Source organism: Kaistella carnis (assembly GCF_003860585.1).
GTDB lineage: Bacteria > Bacteroidota > Bacteroidia > Flavobacteriales > Weeksellaceae > Kaistella > Kaistella carnis.
On sequence record NZ_CP034159.1, the window covers coordinates 1,761,142 to 1,780,606 of the forward strand.

Annotated in this window: 17 protein-coding genes; all 17 read right to left on the minus strand. The window is 34.7% G+C overall.

What is annotated here, in order from left to right; all coding sequences use genetic code 11:
• Positions 1–52: 52 nt before the first annotated feature.
• On the minus strand, positions 53–886 hold the full coding sequence (locus EIB73_RS08130; RefSeq protein ID WP_125024345.1) for a hypothetical protein: 834 nt from the start codon (positions 884–886) through the stop codon (positions 53–55).
• Positions 886–1,236 (minus strand): hypothetical protein, encoded by a 351-nt coding sequence (locus tag EIB73_RS08135; RefSeq protein WP_125024347.1) that lies wholly within the window; start codon positions 1,234–1,236, stop codon positions 886–888. The genes EIB73_RS08130 and EIB73_RS08135 overlap by 1 nt, the downstream gene beginning before the upstream one ends.
• 53 nt (positions 1,237–1,289) lie before the next feature.
• Positions 1,290–2,351 (minus strand): hypothetical protein, encoded by a 1,062-nt coding sequence (locus EIB73_RS08140; protein WP_125024348.1) that lies wholly within the window; start codon positions 2,349–2,351, stop codon positions 1,290–1,292.
• 304 nt (positions 2,352–2,655) lie between these two features.
• Positions 2,656–3,411, minus strand: a complete 756-nt coding sequence (locus tag EIB73_RS08145) for a hypothetical protein (protein ID WP_125024351.1) — start codon at positions 3,409–3,411, stop codon at positions 2,656–2,658.
• A gap of 270 nt (positions 3,412–3,681) precedes the next feature.
• Positions 3,682–4,848, minus strand: coding sequence for a hypothetical protein (locus EIB73_RS08150; protein ID WP_125024353.1), 1,167 nt, complete (start codon positions 4,846–4,848; stop codon positions 3,682–3,684).
• A 7-nt stretch (positions 4,849–4,855) separates the two neighbouring features.
• Entirely contained in the window at positions 4,856–7,429 is a 2,574-nt protein-coding gene (locus tag EIB73_RS08155) for a CHAP domain-containing protein (RefSeq protein WP_125024355.1), read from the minus strand.
• A gap of 16 nt (positions 7,430–7,445) precedes the next feature.
• Positions 7,446–8,195, minus strand: a complete 750-nt coding sequence (locus EIB73_RS08160; protein ID WP_125024357.1) for a DUF4280 domain-containing protein — start codon at positions 8,193–8,195, stop codon at positions 7,446–7,448.
• Positions 8,196–8,199: 4 nt separating this feature from the next.
• A complete protein-coding gene (locus EIB73_RS08165) occupies positions 8,200–9,231 on the minus strand; it encodes a hypothetical protein (RefSeq protein ID WP_125024359.1) in 1,032 nt (343 codons plus the stop codon).
• Between the two features lie 253 nt (positions 9,232–9,484).
• Positions 9,485–9,892: a type VI secretion system tube protein TssD gene (gene tssD, locus EIB73_RS08170; RefSeq protein ID WP_125024361.1), complete on the minus strand. Its 408-nt coding sequence runs from the start codon at positions 9,890–9,892 to the stop codon at positions 9,485–9,487.
• Positions 9,893–10,057: 165 nt separating this feature from the next.
• Positions 10,058–10,984, minus strand: a complete 927-nt coding sequence (locus EIB73_RS08175) for an ankyrin repeat domain-containing protein (RefSeq protein WP_164467870.1) — start codon at positions 10,982–10,984, stop codon at positions 10,058–10,060.
• 1 nt (position 10,985) lies between these two features.
• On the minus strand, positions 10,986–12,248 hold the full coding sequence (locus EIB73_RS08180; protein ID WP_125024365.1) for a PAAR-like protein: 1,263 nt from the start codon (positions 12,246–12,248) through the stop codon (positions 10,986–10,988).
• A 24-nt stretch (positions 12,249–12,272) separates the two neighbouring features.
• The gene (locus EIB73_RS08185) at positions 12,273–13,325 is read right to left on the minus strand and encodes a hypothetical protein (RefSeq protein ID WP_125024367.1); all 1,053 of its coding nucleotides are present in this window, start codon (positions 13,323–13,325) and stop codon (positions 12,273–12,275) included.
• 3 nt (positions 13,326–13,328) lie between these two features.
• Complete coding sequence (locus EIB73_RS08190) at positions 13,329–15,314, minus strand: type VI secretion system Vgr family protein (protein ID WP_125024369.1); 1,986 nt, start codon at positions 15,312–15,314, stop codon at positions 13,329–13,331.
• A gap of 235 nt (positions 15,315–15,549) precedes the next feature.
• Positions 15,550–15,960 (minus strand): type VI secretion system tube protein TssD, encoded by a 411-nt coding sequence (gene tssD / locus EIB73_RS08195; protein ID WP_125024371.1) that lies wholly within the window; start codon positions 15,958–15,960, stop codon positions 15,550–15,552.
• Positions 15,961–16,318: 358 nt separating this feature from the next.
• Positions 16,319–17,689, minus strand: a complete 1,371-nt coding sequence (locus EIB73_RS08200; protein ID WP_125024373.1) for a DUF5458 family protein — start codon at positions 17,687–17,689, stop codon at positions 16,319–16,321.
• 24 nt (positions 17,690–17,713) lie between these two features.
• A complete protein-coding gene (locus EIB73_RS08205; RefSeq protein WP_185144613.1) occupies positions 17,714–18,160 on the minus strand; it encodes a type VI secretion system contractile sheath small subunit in 447 nt (148 codons plus the stop codon).
• A gap of 154 nt (positions 18,161–18,314) precedes the next feature.
• On the minus strand, positions 18,315–19,460 hold the full coding sequence (locus EIB73_RS08210; protein ID WP_125024377.1) for a hypothetical protein: 1,146 nt from the start codon (positions 19,458–19,460) through the stop codon (positions 18,315–18,317).
• Positions 19,461–19,465 lie beyond the last annotated feature (5 nt).

The window sequence follows — 19,465 nt, forward strand, 5'->3', positions numbered from 1 at the left end:
CGGCAAGCAGAGATTAACACCAACATATAAATAGCTATTCATATTAACGTTCCTACAGAAATAAGGTTTTTATAACTTTACCTTTATCATATGTTTTTATTTGATCTACAGGTCCATCAACAGAAAAATTCCATTCTCCATTTCTGATGCCGGAATTATAATTTCCATCTTCGATTACATTTTTCCCATACTCAACGGAATATTTTTTCTCTATCCAATAACCATTCTTTAAATGGTTTTTGGTATCTCCTTTAAGCTCGTATTCCAATACATCATTATTCTCCTTTCTACCCCATTTTTGATCGATTTTTTGTTTATCAAAATAATCCAAGAAAACCCCGTCTACCATTTTAAACGTTAAATTTTTGTAATCGTTACTACTGGCGAATTTTATGTTTATTTGATTGTCTTCAATTTCGGTAGTTCTTTGATAATTTTCTTCTGACTTTAATTCTTCATAAACAATCATGCTGTTATACTCATTTGAGGAGTTTTCATTTAATAATATAATCCCCTCATATTTTCCATCTTCATAATTAATTTTAAAATAATATGATGTAAATTTAGAGTTCTCAATCGTGAAAACTTTATAATCATAAAATTGCAGCAAATCACTGTTTGAAGACACAAAAACATCCCACATATAGGGTCTTTCAGTTTGTCTAGAAAGCGCAATTTTTAATGTGTTTTTTAATTCAGTTATTTTTTTTTGATCTAAAATTTCGCTACCAATCAGACTTTTTTCAACAAAGTTTATCAGATATGTATCAATATGACTTTTTTGATCTTTCAATCTTTCCTTTCCATCAAATTGAGAGATGGCAACATTTTCCGGTTTACATTTTTGAATTTGGATTAAAAGGAGGAGGCACAAAATAAATTTCATTATGTAGTTTCTTTTAAAGTTGGTTTAAACCCCTGAATATGCAGGTGATCGTTATGATTATTGTCTTTATCATTGGTAGCGTGATTCAATAGTTTTTCTTTTTTATCGCCATAATATTGTGATAACATGCTTTTCCAACCAAATTTATATAAAGCGTCGTTAAAGTTGTTTTGTCTTTCTGCATCCAACCCTTTCCATCCGGTCAATTCCCCGTTGTTAAACAGATTTGTTGACCCTCCTTTTTTATCTTTTCTGAGGTAGCGCAAATCTCCATTCATCCCATTTTTATGAGACATAATTCCCTCAAAAGACTCTCCTTTCTCAATACTGAAATCGTTAAAAAAAGTCATTATTAGCGTATTTTAATATCGCAGGTAAATCCTAAGGTTTATTAAAATTTATCTCAGTCACATCGCTCAAGAATGACAGGAGTGCGACCGCCATTTTCACTGATTAATAAGAAATCTTTTCCTGCAAACTCTAATTTTTGTTTTTTTATATTGTACAAACCAGTCCAAAGCAATTCTGCTTTGCCATCGTTTTTAATAATGAATTGACCGATGACTTTTTCTTTTGAAATCTCTTCATCTACGATCATTAATTGATCTTTATAATAAGCTTGTTGGGAAGATAAACTTGCGTATTTAAGATTGTACGCGTTCTTGTTTGCTGCTTTTTCAACTTTTAAGTTAATGAAAATCGCATTGTTACTATTTAAAGATAAAAACCCAGTTGCATTATTAATATCTAAAGTAGTTAACTCATTTCTACAATCTACCGCCCAATTCCCATTTAATTTAACTATGTTCTGTTCTTCTTCAACGGTCTCCTTTTGATTTGAAAATAGGTTTGGGAATTCAGAAGTGAAATAGTCACTATCGTAATAAGGAGGTAATTTTTCTACAATCACACCTTCCTTAACCTTTTCCCAAATTTTTGTGTGGTTGTTGTAATAAAAAATATCGGCTTTTGCATTCTTGGTCAAATAAATGCTTTCGACAGTACACCCATTATTTTTTTCTAAGAATTTTTCTTTAACCCAAACTGCGAAGATGTTATAATTTGCAAAATCATCACTAATCAATTTTTTTATTTTAGGTGAATCTTTGGTAAAATTATGGGTGTTAAAATCAATTTTGCTGTAAAATTCTTTTTCCCAAAAAGTTTTGTCATCTTTTGATTTTGGTATATAATGAATTGAAAAATACCCTTCATCTGCGCAATCTAGGTAACGTTGAAAAGGATGATCAGAAATATTTGACTCGTCAATGACTAATTCAAATGGAGATTTAAATTTTTTGCTAAAAAAGTTGATATCATCATTTTTCGCAGCATTATTTTTTACTAAAATATTCTCTTTTAAATCTTGCTGCGCAACGCTATTTTTCTGCTCTTCACAACTATATAAAATCGTAAGTAAAGTTATAAAAAGAGCTATTATTTTTCTACTATAAAGTATTTCCATTCTCATCAAATTTAGTTTTCATGTAATCTAATATAAGTTAATAATTTTATCATTGTTTTCACCGTCATATTCCTATCAATCAACTGCTTTGATTTTTTTATTATCGTAATAAATTACATTAAACGTATTAGTTTTTATTTTAGTAATGTTTTAAGACTCTGTTTTTAAAATTGCTTTTTTGAAAAGAAAATGATGCAAATGCGCGCAGAAATGTTATATATAAAAAAATTTATACATTATTTATATTTTAATCAGACCATTGACTAACCAAACAACAGACTTCGCATAAAGCTTTGAAAATTTTTTATTGTAGGTTCAAAAACCTTAGGTGTAAAGCGCTGGGAGAATGATCTATCTGTTCTAAAAATCCCAAAACGAGTATTTTTGTAGAATTATTATCATCAGTTAATTCTCCGAGAAAATCTCCCTTAAAAAGCAATATCGAATTACATTCTGCACATAATTGATTCTTTGAATTTTGATCCAGAAAAATTGATTTTTGATCGCTAAAATTAATTTGAACTTTACTTAATACTTGCATATCATTTTCAATATTCCTGTATGTGCTTATAAAAGACGTGTCTTCTATTTGACCATATGGTTTTAAAGAAAGATTTTTATTTAAAAGTTGTATTTTTTCTTTATGAAGAATTTCTAAAATTTCATCTTTATAATTTTCATAAAATTCTGCTAGAATAATTGAATTACCATCTTCGTTATTAATCAGCCATTCTTTCGCAATTTTTGGAATGTTATCAGTTTTGTTTTGAATAACTAGATTAATATAAAAATTGTCATCTTCGGAAGTTTTAGGCAAAAGATTTAAATAGACTATTTTTTCATCAACAGATAAGATTATTATATCTCCTACTATATATCTGATTTTTTCATTGGCATTTCCGAAAGCTTCCGCCTTTAGTACAGGCGATTCATTTGCTAATTTTTGAAGTGAAGGCATTTGGAAGAAGGTCATCTTTCCATCTGCTGCGGAATCAATTTTTGAAGTAACTACCTTATTTTCAATTTTGGGCTTATCTGCTTTTATTGAAGTTTTGAGCATGAATTTAAATTCAATCCAAAAGTTGTAATCACACCTATAAAAAATAGAAATCTTAATGAATTTTTCATCTATTATATAATTATTTATTATATAAGAGAAAGGACAGCATGATATACAGTTTTAACCTCTCCCTCTTTTTAGCGCACAATTCTTTAAGATAATTAATCTCTCTTTTTGTAAGAGAAAATTCACGCGCCGGTTCTGCACAAAGGCTTTCATTAGACTTTTACTTAAAAACTAATCGAATGCTTTTTATTTTGAATATTTTAATTATTCTGCTTGACCAATACCACCATATCTTGCATCCTCATAAATTTCTTTAAAATCGGGAATGTTGTAGTAATTGGCTTTCTTAAATTCTGCATCAAAGTCAGGGTCATTAAGAAGTGGAAAAAAGCGATAATAAAAGTCTTGATTAGTTTTTGTGGCATAATAAGCAATTAAACCCAGTGCTTTTGCTTGATTAATAAAACTAATAGATTTATCTTCATTCATCCTTTTTAACATGTTGTTCATCGCAGCTTGAACTTTATGTGAGAACAAGGTTGCATCTTTTGCGTCCCATTTTTTAACAATCTCAAAAACCTCCTTGTTCACCTTAATATTTCCGTCGCACAATTGATTCCACAAAACGACTTCAAGATTGGATTCATCTTTATAATTGTCTTTCAAAACAAATTCTAATAAATCATTATCCATTGTATAGCCAAAAGTTTTCACTAAAGATTCTAAAAAATCTTTATCATTACCTTTTAACCACACAAAATCCGCTTTGCTGTCATTAAAAAGATATTTGTTGCGTGCGACAATAATTTGTATATTATTATATCTATCAGTCTGCAAATCTTTTTCGTTCATCCATTTCCGCACCTTTACCAACTCCCCGGAATTGGTATTAAATTCCGTAGGTAATTTTTTTTCAAAATTAATAATGTCCGGATAATTTTTATGGTAATCAATTAATTCAGGGATCGTAAATAACGGAGCGATAAGTCTGTTATTTTTAAATAAGAACATACCATTATAATCTATTCCATTATTTTGATAGTAAATGGGCGTCCTATCACAAGCCGAAAAATTGTTCAAATAAAGAAAATTTTTATTCGAAGAGAAATCTATTTCTCTGTTAAATACAGATTTAACTTTACTTTGGAATTCTGTAGGTGTTATATCTTTAAAACCATTTTTCCGTAGAATATTTTCTAAAATGATTCCCTCAATAGCTAAATCTTCATCAGTGTACTCAATTTGATAATCTACTGCATCACCGATCGTTGCTTTCAAACCTTTTGCTAATTGCTTTTGCAATATATTAATTTCATTACTCATAATACTGTTATTTTTCATGTTACCATTTTCGACCATTACTTTTGATTGTTTTTGACAAGAAAATAATAGTATATTCAATAATTGTAAAAATATTATTAATTTTTTCATAAAAGATTTAAGTTGTTTTACCACTTACGGCTTCGTTAGATTTTTTTAGTAGAGAACTTTTATTAAGCTTTTTTGGATCGAGCCTTTTTTCTTCGTCCGTAAATTCATCTTCTGGATTATCTGGATAATCATCTGGTAGAAAGTATCCAACCACTTTTTGTCCGTAATCTCCATTCGGATTTCTACTGCTAAACTTTAAACTGCTACCTTGATTACCACCTAAAGGAATAATATTTCCGGAGCTATCAGTTCCATAATAAAATGCCACATGTCCACCTCCACCTTTAGTGTTTTTCCAAACCACTATACATCCGTAGCAGGGTTTACTTATTCTTCTCATACCTGAGGCTCTATCAGGTTTATTCGGACCATCATGCTTATAGTCAGGATTAAACTCCAGCGCTCTGCATGTGCTTGGATTAGCATATCCGGCTTTTTGCAAACACCAGCTTGCAAAAACCGCGCACCAAGAAATTTTTGAAGGATCTGTATTTTTTGTGGTAAATTCATTTTTTATTGCAAAATATTCAGATTTAATTCTTGAATATAGTGGATCATCACCTTCAGCATAACCTCCAAAATTTTTGGCCTCTTCCAGTACGATTTTCATCCACGGCGCTCTTTTTCCCTGATCATCTTTTTTCTCGACTGGTTTGTCTTCGCATATGTCAATGTACAATTCCGCTTGTCCCGGATTATAATGCTCAAGTCTTACAACGTCATCAATCTCCTTTATGGTGGTATTTCCGTTTTCGTAACCATACCGATCTTCAAATCTCTGCCTTGTATAAACCCATTTTTTTCTTTTCTTACGTTCATCACCCTTCATGAAAGGTGGATTTGAGGCATACCCATATTTCCTGACCCAGGGATCTTTTGTAATATTTATTAACCGTTGTTTTTCTGAAGTTTTACTACCATCCCCATCGGGGACGGAAATGCTTTCATCAAAGACCTTATAGGTAGGATCAGAACCTTTTCCTACAGCGGCTGGATTTAAAACCTGCAGATAAAAATCAACTAAAGTATTCATTTGATCTTTGTTTTTCTGCAAGTATTTTTCGACATAAGTCATTTGATCCAGAAATGTCATTTTTCCTAAGGCCTCATAGGTCGTTCCTAAAGATTGTGCTGTAGTTTCGCTAAATTGGACAAGGCCAATATATTTAGTCCCTCTTGCACTCACCCCTTTCTGTGCCGGTGAAAATGAGCCGGCAGTTTCCAAATGCATTATCGCCATCAGTTCCTTAGCTTTCTCTATTTTCTTTGATTCTCCCCAGATATTTTTACAAACCTCTACTACCTTTTTTCTCTCAGAACAGCGTATTCTATTGCCCCATATTAATTTGTATTCATCTTTACATACACAACTTTCGGGTTTTCTTGGACTTTCATCGTTCTTTTTAATAGCGGGCGACTTCCCGTATTCGTGCCTTCTCGGGGCCTCATGCAGGCCCACGTCTATTCTTGATGATTCGGTAATAATGCTTAAATGCTCAATCTCAATAAAAAACTCTTGAGTATCACCTTCAACTTCATATCTTTGGCCTTTATCGTACATTTGTTTAGTCAGTTTCACGGTATAGAAAGATTCATTTCCTGCTAACACTAAATTTCTCTCGAACAACAGATCATTGTTGATCGTATCCTCTTCCCATATCCTAACTTTGACTGTCTTGCCTTTTACGTTTTCACCGGTAATTTTAATTATTGCGTTAGTATCAATCTTTGCAGAATTTATTTTATTTCCCTTAGCATCAACGAATTCTGCTTTTGAAATTTTCCCTTTCGGATCCGACTGTTTTTTTGGTGAGGCAGAATTGGTAGGGAATTTTGCCGTACTTGATTTCGGCTTTGGTTTGAAAGATGAGGAAGGGGCGCTCGCACTGGGATTGTTAACATTCACATTTGCCGAACTTTTATATTTACCCACATACTCTGCAGTAACATAGTATTCGTGTTGTTTTTTGTCATCTTCTCTTTTGTTGGCAAGATTGATAAAGGTATTTAGAAGCGTAAAATTCCAGCGGGCATATCCTTTACTGTCAACTTCTATCTCCGGAGATTTCGTGATATACTGATTTTTTGTGTTGTGTCCCGCCTTATTCTCATCATCCTCCCAAAGAGTAAAAACAATTTTTAAGCCTTCCAAGCCCTGACATTTCGCTGTAGCTTTCAGACGATCTCTGTAACTAAGTGCTTTCGTAATTTTAGATCCATCATGATAAGTGAGACTGACTCCTAAAATATCCTTTTCTACAGGTTTTGCTTTTTCATTTTTCTGAGGCTGGACAAAAATTGCCATTGGTTCTTTTCCTTCAGCTTCATGGAGATACCCTTCTACTTTATAAGAAAACTTGTGCGCGTTGGGTCCAAAAGTAAAATGATTGATCCCTCGTTTTTTAATCCCGGTGCTTCTATACCCATTTTCTCCTTTGACAAACAGTTCCCAAGTTACTAACTCTTCTCTTCTCTTCGCCAAAGGCGTATCTGCATACCATTCTACAACATTGTAGAAAGTTTTAACGCCAGTCAAGGGACTTTTATCCCCCTTTATTCTATAAACTCCTCCTTTTGCCATAATTTAAAATTTACAATTACCACGCATGGCGATCATCATTTTCTTCAATCTCTTCTTTAAATTCATCATAATCCACAACAGGATTTAATATTTCCTGTTCTGCTGAATTTGCATCGATTGCATTACTTTTACCGGCCTCACTTTGCTGCCCATGTTTCATCACCGTAATCTTTCCACCGATGGAGCACATCAATTCTGAAGCTTCGGTTAAACAGCTTTTACCCATAACTTTTACTTTCTCATACGGCTTTTGCCATTTTCCGGCTGGTGCGAAAGTGCAGGGATTGCCATTCTTCACCGAGCAGCTGCCAAAGGGTGCAGCCGGCGGATTAAAAGTAAGATCATCTTCGGTTACGGCGAGATAATCGGCCTGTCCTTCTGCATCGTTCCAGTAATGTTTTTGGTGACTTGTGACTTTAAAATTTGGAAAAGCTGTTCCTTTATTACACATCGCCTTCCCTCTCGGGATCACAAAATATTTACCATCGTGTTCGCTGGATTTGCTCTCACTTTGCTCCTGTTTCTCTTCTTCCTTATCATCTCCTTCAGGATTTTCTGTAGAGGCTGAATTTTCATTTTTGACCGTTGCTTCATCTTCAGGTTTATTTACAGAACTTGCAACCTCATCGCTCCCTGCCGACAGTTCGTAAGAACCATTTTCATGATTTTCCTCATTCGCCGGAGAAGCATTATCATCAGCCATTTTTGAAGTGGAAGAATTATATTTATCTAATTTTCCAGTTCCCATTTTATTGAAATCGTCCATTATTTTAATTTTGTGAAACTGATATTTTTTGTTTTCTGTAGATTTCACCTTCCTGCAAAAGTGCAATGCCTGCTTCTGCTGAAATTAATTGTTTCGTCTTTTTTTGTGTCGTATATTTTATTTCTACAACTCCAATTAAAGGTTCTTCTGGCACTTCACCAAATTTTCTTCCAGTCAGCAATTCCTGCAGACTGATTTTATCTTCAATTTCTCCTTTAATATCTGTTTGAATTTGGTCCTCATCCAAATGAATAAAATCTGCCTTACAAATACAATTTAAAGGGAAAGAATTTTTCACTAAATAGAACTCATCCCTCCACGCATCATACTTGTGAAACCAGGTCATTTTCGGAAATAAAACCTGGTATAACAAAGTCGAACGAAGCTGCTTTTCAAAATATTCTTTATTGGATAAACTTTCGGCAAACTTATCTATATATTTTTTTGAAACTTCACCGATAAAAAAATCTTCTAAGTCTTTTCTTTTTTCTTCAAAAGTTTTAAGAAGTTTTTCAAATTTAAAAATTCCGGAAATTTTTCCTTCATTGGAAATGATGAATTTGATCGGTGCAATACTTTCCGCGCAGGCAATCGAAAGTTCGCTCATTTTATCATCCGGCTTTTCTCCATTCTTTTTAAAATCATAACAGTGGACAGATGCGACGAAATTTTCTACATGATTTTCTTCAATTTTGGTAAGCTGAATATCAAGCGTGTAATTAATTTCGAGTTTATTTTCGAAATCACTTTCATAAGATTCTACAACCTGATATGTTTCTGCATAAAATTCCGGAGATACGCTTTTAGAAGGGGCTGCAGCTGAATTTTCCTTTCTTATCTGAGTCGCACTTTTATAATTTTTTGGAATAAGCACTTTTTGAATTCCAGTCAAACCATTAAACCATAAAAGGCCGGCTTCCCGACAATTGGCATTATGAAAATCCCGAAGTTCCTCCGCAGTCATGCCTATGCTTCCTGCAATCGAGCCAAGCGAATCAGTATCTTTGACTTCATATATTAAAAAGGAATCTTCCATACCACATCATTTTAAAATAGAATGTTTTAAGTTTCAACTAAGTTAAATTAATTAAATTAATTGCTATAAAAAAGGCCAAAAAATTAATTGATTTTTTTTTCGTCACTTTAGTTGAGCTACAAATAAAAAGGAAAAAAAGCACTAACAACTTTAGTCATTAAAATAAAGCCTTACCACTAAAATTGAAAACTACTGAAAACAAAGCCCCAAATATTTTCATAAGTGAGGCTATTATTTATTTGAATGTGTTTGATTACATTCCCGGCCAAACACCTTCGTATTGTCCGCCACCGTAAGTGATTTTCTCCGCACTGATAACGAAACTGATCAACATACTATTGCTGTCAACTGCATCGAAATCTACTTCGTGTTGGATTACGTAACCATTTTCCCAATTTAGTTTGATCAACGTTCCTTCTTCATGAGATTTGTTGAAGGTTACTTCACCAACGGTTGGTTTGTATTTTCCGTTTAATAACGATTCGATGATGTCTGATTTCTCTGTCGCTTCGATTGTTACTTTGATGATTGCGTTGGAGGGATCGGAAGCTACTCTACCTGAAACATCGGTAGATCTTGCTACGCTGTAGTTCAGTTTTAATACTTTCGATTCTTCTCCGTTGTTAAATTTTAAGACTGCTCTTGAATTGTTTGCTGCCATGATTTCTAAATTTTAATTAATATTTTGTTTGATTTAATAATTCAAAAGTACGGGGCTTAAAAACAAATATCGAACGATTTTTAATTAAGTTGAAAATTGTAGTAGTTTTACTACTTTTTGAGAATCACGGCAAAAATCAATTTAATATTTATTATATAAAATCCTTTAATCCAAAGGCCTTTCGATAAGGTCTACTCCTTTCGACAAGCTATTTCTGTATTTATCAATGCGTTCCAATTCTTCTGATCCCAACAGATCTTTCTCTTCTTTTGTTAGATTTTCATAGCGGGAAATGCTCTGCTCTAAACTTTTTCTATTATTTCTATTTAAAGGAAATTGAATACGAAGTTCATTTTTGAAGCGGTTTAATAATTTAGAATACTCTTTTAAACCGAAATCACTTAGGCGCCCTTCCTCTATTTCTTTTTGTACCAAATAAGCGACCGAATTACCACTCGAATCTAAGAGAAGCGGATTGGCACCTTGATCTAAGAAGTAATTTACGTACTCAAATTTGCCAATACTTAAAGCCGTGAATAAGGGTGTGCTTCCATCAATATAATTTTGATGATTGAGATCAGCGCCGTTTTCAATCAATAATGTGATCAGACTTTTATCGGAATCTCCTATCAATAATGGATTTACCGGCGATTCGGCCAATGGATTATTTAAATTCACTTTGTACTTTAAAAGCAATTCCATCAAGGATCTGTTTTTTCCTCCACTTGCAATATTCATGTTTCCCAATTGACCGCCTCCATCAAGTGCGATCAAATTAACATCGGCATTCAATTGCAATAATTTTTCAGCTGATTTTACATTTCTAATTAAAACTGCATAATTCAAATAAGTAAACTGTTGTACTCTACCATGACTTGTCACTTGACCTCTGACATTCACATCATAATTTTCCCGGGCGATTAACCGTTCAATCTCGGTGATATTACTTTCAGCGATTGCTTTGGCCATTATCAAATCTTTTCCCTGAAAAAACTCTTCCGGCGGTGGCGTATTTTTACTTATTTTCTCGTTGGTATTCATGCAGCTGATTGTATTTATTAAAATTGCTAAAAATAGAACTGTTATTTTCATCTTATCTGTCATTTGAGATTACGGTTGAATTTCCACCGCCCATTTCCGCTAATTCTTTTTCAAGTTGATTAACAATGTGAATGGCGGTGTGGCCCTTTAAAATTCCTACGTCTGTATTTATTTGCATGCGTTGGCCGGAAGCCCTCGGCAAAGCCCCACTAAGTCCCAGCACGGAACCGATAATTGGGAATTTACTGCCGATCGCTCCCACAACTGATTCCCGATTATCCTGAGCGAGATTTAAGGGATCATCACTCGCGTTATACGCCTGAACATTATTCATAGACTCTCGATGTACACTGTTTCTCTTCAAAGTTTTATCGTGCACACCCGCCGCATTATACGTGTAGGTCGGATAACCCGTAACTCCGCCGGCAATGGCCGCTAAACCGCCACCCAGAGAATGTCCGGTAATTACTGTATTATTACCTGTATATTGGTTATCTTTTACCTTTTGAGCCAATTTCGCTGCCTGATCATATTGGCTTGAACTTATTCCAATACCCTGCACCCCATCTTCTACAATATCAGGACCTTCCTGGGTTCCTCTAAATGCCAACACATATTTGCCGTCTTTTTCATAGAGTTGGGCATAAAAACCTTCATCTATTGAACCGTCCGCTTTTCTTGGATGAAAATCCGTTGGATCAAAACCTAAAGCTCTCATATCTTTTTCCTCCAGTCTGTTATAATCTGCAATACGGGCAATTTGTTCTGGGGAGGCATTACTTTTATTCTTATTCTTTTCGTCAAGTCCTGTAAGATCATTCGCTTTATCCTTGTAGACATCTTCTCCCGCTATAAGTCCCAAATCGATAGACAAATCTAAGTTCGGCAATTTTATGGTAACCAATCCACCCAAAAGACAACTTAGAGTGGCATTTTGCAACAAGGCTTCTTTTTGCTCGAATTTTACTTTTGGGTGAATTTCTGTCCACTGGGACGGTTTGCATAATAAGGAACATATACTCGGCAATCTTGCAGTTAAAGCGCCCGCGCCGGATCCCGCCGCGACCGCTAAAATCCCTCCAAGAGCAGCGCCGCCCGTCGCAGCAATGGCAATCGCAGCTACCGCCCCCAAAGCCGCACCTGCAATGGTCATTTTAAAGCATATAAAATTTCCATCAAACCGATCGTCTTTGGTCGCTGCTAATTTGCCACCAGCGATTTTTACAGTTGATTGGGAACTCACTTGTATACGTGGAATTTTTTTGCCTTCGGTACATAAGGTCCAGGTACCATCCGGAACATATAATTGACTCATTGATTTTTAATTTAGTGCATTCATCTACTCTTCTAAAAGGGTTATATTGTATTCTCCGATATAAAATAATTTATCGTTTGCCTGTTCTTTAATATAGTTTTTACACTGTCGTAATACGCCCTGGGAATCATAGATATATTTACCTTCTAAAACGTAATCAAAGTGAAAATGATCAGGTATGAGTTGCGCATAATTCTTCTTATATTCTCCCTGTAGCAAATCGGACTTCCAATTTTTTGCAGGCGATGCTGTACACGCAACCTGAATCTCATCTTCTAACACTTTACTTCTATAATTCAAATCATAATGAATATGCTGTTGTGGGAAAAGCTGCGACATTGTCTTTTTGTTTTCCGCTAATAAAGTGGATTTATGCATCGGAATTTTTATTGCTCCCTGAGGGTAAAAGAAAATCTGATACAAAATATTCATCTGTAAACTTTTTGAAAGGTTGGTAAACTCCTCATCGTAGGCTTTTATAATTACTTTAAAGTAATCATCTTCCAGCTCCAAAGATTTTAATTCATCAAATTTTATATTTTCCCATTTTTCTAACAGTTGCTTCACGTTTAGCACGTCTTTTACCGTTTTGTCGGGATTTAACTGAAGATGTAAAAACTCTGTTGTTTTGTTTATCTTTTCTACTACTTCAAGCAATGGTTTTATCTGACCATCTATTTTAATATTTTTTTTACCTAAAACTTCTATTTGAACAGTATTACTTGTCTGATCATAATCGACGGCCCAAATACTTTCAATTTTATTTTCACTGATGGGTTTACCTAAGAAGAATAAGGAGGTTGCAATTTCTACTTTATATTGAGCTTGTTTCTTAAATCCTAAAATTATTTTAGAAAAATCAACCTCTATTTGCTTGGTCAATTGACCACTTTTTTGGAGTTCCGGTTTTAACATAATTGCTTTGATATGCAAAGGAATGTAATCACTATGAATTTGCTGGGTCAACGGAACCTTTGAATTATGAAAATCGATTAATTCCTTTACACTTACGCCATTTTCTTTTGCAATTGATTCCAGCGTACTTCCTTCCCTTATATCGTATTTTGTGAACTCCATAATTTAATTAATATCTACTTGAGAACCCGTAATAGAAATACTGTCGCTTGAATTGACTGACATGATCGACTGGCTGTGGATACTTAACTTATCTTTGGTTACCAAAATTGCATTCTCCGTTGAATTGAGATCCAGCATACCGGCTTTCGAAGAGATGGTGATTCCTTCTTTTGTGATTGTAATACTATTTTCACCAACTTTCAATTCAATTTTGGTAGTTCCCTCGATCGAAATATTCCCCGAGCTGTCCAATGACATTTTAGCTTCTGCACCCTCTCCCACATTAAGTGAACTTTTTGCAGCAACATTGGTGGTATGTTCATTGCCAATGGTTTCAACATTGTTGTTGCTGACTTGCGTCGTAACATCTCCTGCACCACTTAGCGTTAGAAAATTCCCAGCTTTGTCTTTTATTTCAATACCTGCGCCATCATTCAAACAAATAATATTCCCACTCTTACTGCTTAAACTCTTCACATTATTACCACTTCCGCCACCGCCGCCAACTTTGCCGTGAAACATAGACCCCATCACGAAAGGCCGGTCGGGTAATTGATGCTGGAAACCTACCATGACCTGATCGCCAACTTCGGGAATGGACACAAATCCTCTGTTTTTACTTACTTTATCACTGCCGCCCGCGTCGGGAGTCATGACACGAACCCAATCGGTAGTGTCAGGACCACGCTGCCAATCAAACTGAACTTTTACACGACCTTGATTTTTGGGATCAGTATTAGAAACAACATGCGCTACCTGAACTTCAGATCTGGGCATTTCAAATTCCGGACGTGGCATAAAACCAGTATCCGCCGCAATGGCTTCAAAGGTTCCGGTATAATATCCGCGTGCATCCACTTCATGCGTAACTTCGGTAATCATTAACTTCGTAAAATAGCTCGTGGTCACTTTGCCGGGCTTTCTCATCTCTATATCTGCAGTACATCCCGGATACATAAACGGAACGGTAGTCGTACCCGATGTTACGAAAACCTCTACCGCTTTACTTCCAGCGCTACTTTTTTGCGAAGCGCCAATATCCATATCGGTACTCGCCTTTATTGGCGCCAATCGTAAGGCTGGAGTTGTAAATGTTTGCTGAGAAATAGTGTACGCCCGTTTTGCGATATCTGATTTGTGGTCGATGGACGAGACACCAGTAGTCAGTTTTTGATTTTCACTGCTGTTGTAACCATAGAATGAAGGTTGCACATGTTGTGCTTTCATTCGGACTTTTATGTCATTGATATTGCTTCCGTACTTGAGGGTAATTGGTTTTTCAGAGGGCGGTAATTGTCCGAAATGCAGGACTTCACCATCGTAGAAAAACTGTTCTCCGTATGCTTCGGCCATTCGAGCGAGATAATTGTAATGTGTTTCTTCATATTGGGCACTGTAGTCCAGATTTCCATATTTAGAATCGATCCGATAATCGTAGGAGCTTTTGTTTAGTCCCTGTTTAATTACATTTTCTACAATACTGTTGAGACTGATGGATTTGCTGCCGCCAAAACTTTGGGTATGAGGAGAAGCATCTAAAAGAATAGTGGGACTGAATCCTGTGATGATGATATCGCCCAGACTTCCTTTTTCCTGGCTGAATCCCACTTCTGTAATCACGCCGACAAACGTTCTTTCGGGTCCTTTTTCAACATCTTTATATCTAAAAACAACCGTTAATCTTTTACCCAGAAAATTCTGACCAATTTCTAAATTATAACTTTCTGCTTCACCCATTGCATCGTGAGGAATCATTAGGCTGAAATGATGGTGTTTTACGGCACTTTGCGTCAATTTAAAATGTTTAAAATTGTGAATGATCTGTCCATCAATTACAATTAGAAGTTTAACCACGCGGTTGATTCCATGCAGTGCATTTTCGATAATACCTTTTGCATTAAATATTTTTGAAGTGGGTTGTTTTTCCCACAAATCAACGGTTTCGGAATCTGACTGTCTACTTTTAGATGTATTATTTTTTTGGAACATAATTTTACAGTTGTTTTAGGTAAGATTTAAACAATAATTCTTCATAATAATGATCAATCGTAAATTCTTCTTCTTATTTAAACTGATTATTATCTATAATATTTTAACGGATCATTTACTCTTGTTTATACAATCGGTAATTTAAAATCTGACTTAACATTAAAAATGGCAGATATGTAAACGACAAAATAATGCACTTTTTTGAAATGCATTACTCCTCCGTTTAAGTTCAGATTTATTTGGTTCCCGGCCAAATACCTTCGTATTGTCCACCACCGTAAGTAATTTTCTCTGCACTGATTACAAAACTAACCAACATACTATTGCTGTCGATTGCATCAAATTCTACTTCGTGCTGAATAACATAACCATTTTCCCAGTTCAATTTAATTAAAGTTCCTTCTTCATGAGATTTGTTGAATGTCACCTCTCCTACTGTTGGTTTATACTTACCGTTCAATAAAGATTCGATGATGTCTGATTTCTCGGTTGCTTCTACCGTTACTTTAATAATCGCATTGGAAGGATCTGAGGCTACTCTTCCTGAAACATCCGTAGAACGTGCTACGCTGTAGTTCATTTTTAAAACTTTTTGATCTTCTCCGTTGTTGAATTTTAAGATTGCTCTTGAATTGTTTGCTGCCATGATTTCTCGATTTTAAGTGTTACCTGTTATTTTTTGGTTATCTGATACTCAAAGCTACACGTCTTAAAAATAAATAACGAACCTTTTTTTAATAAAATGAAAATTGTAGTAGTTTTACTACTTTTTAAAAATTAAAGATAAATTAAAAAACACAACCTAATGATTAACAGAACATTATAAAAAAAATCATAGAAAACTTTAAATGATGAATATGATATGTTAAAGAAATTATCTACCTTTTAATTAAAATTATAAATTGAAATAAATAAGAACCTTGCTAAACATCTAAAGTGGCCAAAACAAAAAGCCTTATGAAATTTCATAAGGCTTTTCTATCTAAGTTTTAAAATTATAAGAATTAATCTTGGTTATAACTTGATTCCCACTCATTACCATCATCACCTTTGTGACCATCCAGTTTAATTACAAAACTTTTGGTTGGGAAATACGGCGTTAAACGAATGTCTAACCAAACGCGGTCTTTGTTAACTTTATCTTGCTCGAATCTTACAATTTTGAAGTTTTCGATCAATTTATCTGCACCTTTAATACCATCTAAGAAGGTTACGATTTGCTTTCTTAAATCGTCTTCGTTTTTTGGAGTCCAGTTTTCAAAAGCTCTTCTGTTTAAGAAATCCAAAAGTACTTTCGTCACATAGTCAAATACACGAACTACAGAATAGGTTTGTAATCCAATATTATCACCGGTAAATAATGTTTTTGCAGAGAAGGCCATAATTTTTCCGTACTCATTCACCATCGGTACCAAGCCCATTTTTTCTAACTGAGAAATCTCGCTCTTTTTCAAATTGAATTTTACCGCATCTACTTCGTTGATATTTCCGTGCTTTTTACCTGCCGCAACCTGAGACATTAAAGTTCTGTGGATTTTCCCCGCTAATGAAGTTGAAGGTGGAAGATCTACATTTTCTTCCTCTCCTACTTCTTCCGCTTTTCCGCGCCCTACAAGGTAATTACAGGTCATAATTACATTACTTCTGTGAATCTCACCACCGGTAAGATTTGCAGAATGGAAAAGATCTACAACATCATCCGGTTTGTCAAGATTTGCGAAATCAGTGACCATCATCACTTTATTCTCGTTACAGATTTTGGCCCATTTTTCAATTACTTTATTAGAACCTAAATAACCTGGAACCGCCAAAATTGAATAATTGTCGCGAAGATCTAATCGGTCATAATTTTCTTTAAATTCTTCGGCAACCGCATCGATAAATAATGGATTGTCTATATCTTTTATCTGCTCTAAAGTGGCGTTCATGATACTCACATTATCCACCTTGTCCAACTCTGTATTTTTATAAAACTGTGCAACGGTTCTGTAAGATGTTTCCAGTTCTCTTACCGTATCCAAAGTATTTTTAAGGTTGTGCTTCAGATTATTTTCTGCAGAAGTGGCTTTCTTTTTAGAAGCTTCTGCCATTTCCTCTACCGATTTATTATTTTCTAAAAGATTAACCCAAAGATTAATTCTCTTTAAAAGATCTCTTCTTTCAGTTTCCTTATTTTGATCATTAATGAAGATTTCTTTACGCGCTTTTCTGGTAGGGTTCATGTTTGCGATACCATCAATCACCGTTTCTACAAAACCAAAGCCTCCTACTTTACCCAATTCATCAATCGGATTCTTCTGTCTTTGTGGTGCTTGTTGTTGCTGGTGCTGCTGTTGATTATCTTCCTGAGCAGCCATTTGTTTTTTATTTTCCATAACAGTTTTTTAATTTGATGATGTCTATTTTTCTAACTCGTTGGCTACTTCTTTTAGAACCTCTATGAACGCAGTTTTTGTCTGCTCATTTTCGAGCATGCTGCGAAGAATTTTATTATTTTTCAACTGGCGCAAGATTTTATTATATTGCTCTTGCTCAATACTTAATTGCTGCAAATACGCGGAATTCTGGGTTAGATTTTTTGGAGTAAAGTCCCCCAAAGTCTGAAAACGAAACTCTTCGTCAACAATGGAACCATCTTCCTTTTCGTGCTGTACGGAAACAGCAGGCTCGAAATGTCTGAAAACATCTTCTACTGTTTTTAATCCTCTAACAATTTCCGGAATCATGGTCTCATCCGAGGTTAATTGACTCACAATCAGGGATCTATTCTCCTGAATTTCCTGAATTGCTTCGTTGGCGTCAACTTTTATTTCGTTTCCACCAACACCATAATTGTACATTGCCATATTCGATGTTTTTTTAGTTAAATTTATTTCTTTCTTACCCTTTATTTCGAAAAGATTGTTTAATGATTTTTTAAAGTTAGAAAAAAAGTTAGACATATATTTATTAAAAAGTAAATTATAATGATTATAATGCAAACATTATTAATTATTTTTCTTAATCCAATACACTCCAACCTTTCTTAGGATCGGTTTTAGATCGCACTTCCTGCTCGGTTACAATAATATTCTCTTTGCGCTGACCGATGTAATCCAACTCACTCAGTTTTCCAAAAACAATTTCCAGACAATTGAGCATCGACTGAATATTCTTTAAATATTCGCCACAACTGTAGTGATCATAAGTTATTTCTGAAACTACCGTTAACTGCCCGATAAAAGTATGAGGCGCCACTTCACTCCATTCTAAACTGTAATTCAGCATTTCTTCCAATTCCGCATTCGGAATAATTTGCGTGGCATTATAAAGATGCAACGCTGTTTTTGAAAAAATATTGATCAAATGAATTGGCGGTTGATCCATCGCCATATTTTTGAACTGAAAATAATTATCAGCCAAAGTATTGATGAGGACTTTACATAAGGAATGAACGTTGGTCGCTAAGGCCGTATTCTGATCTTTATGAGAAGCTTTCTGTAAAATTTTAAAGGTATACTGTTGTAAGTTTGAGACGGAACGCACGAATCCGGTGTAGTAATCCACCATCTTTTGATGACTTTGCAGCGAGGTGGTTGGCGGAATAAAATCGGTGTCGATCTGCGCAAAATTTGATTTGAAGTTGACCTTGCCCAAAACGATGTAGTTACCACCCGCTAAATTGCTGTTCAATGATGCCACATCTACCATTTCTATGGTGTAATTGGGTTTTGTATGTGGGTGGCGTGGCGGTGTTTCTTCCGGATCAATTTCTCCGTAAGGAATTTTATTAAAAGGATTTACCGAGATCAAAATATAATAATCACCATCAATGTTTTCTTCGGTGGTATTTATATTCTTTGCAAGCGATCTTACATTAACGCTAAAATCATGAATTTCAATTCGATATCCAGCTAACGTGATTGCGCTGCAGTTTTTTATAACAAGCTGTGCATCATTCGTGGCTGTACTGTAAATTTCGAACACTGTTTTTTCAGAAAACTGTCCTGCAACGGGCAAAATACCATAATTAAAACTATTGATCTGTAAAGAATTTGAGTCTCTTACACTATCAATAATAAAATTATCCTGATCGTTAAAATGGGTTTGCGAAACTTTCATTCCATCAACCCAATTGATGGCGTTATGTTTTATCGGCTGTATCATGTTTT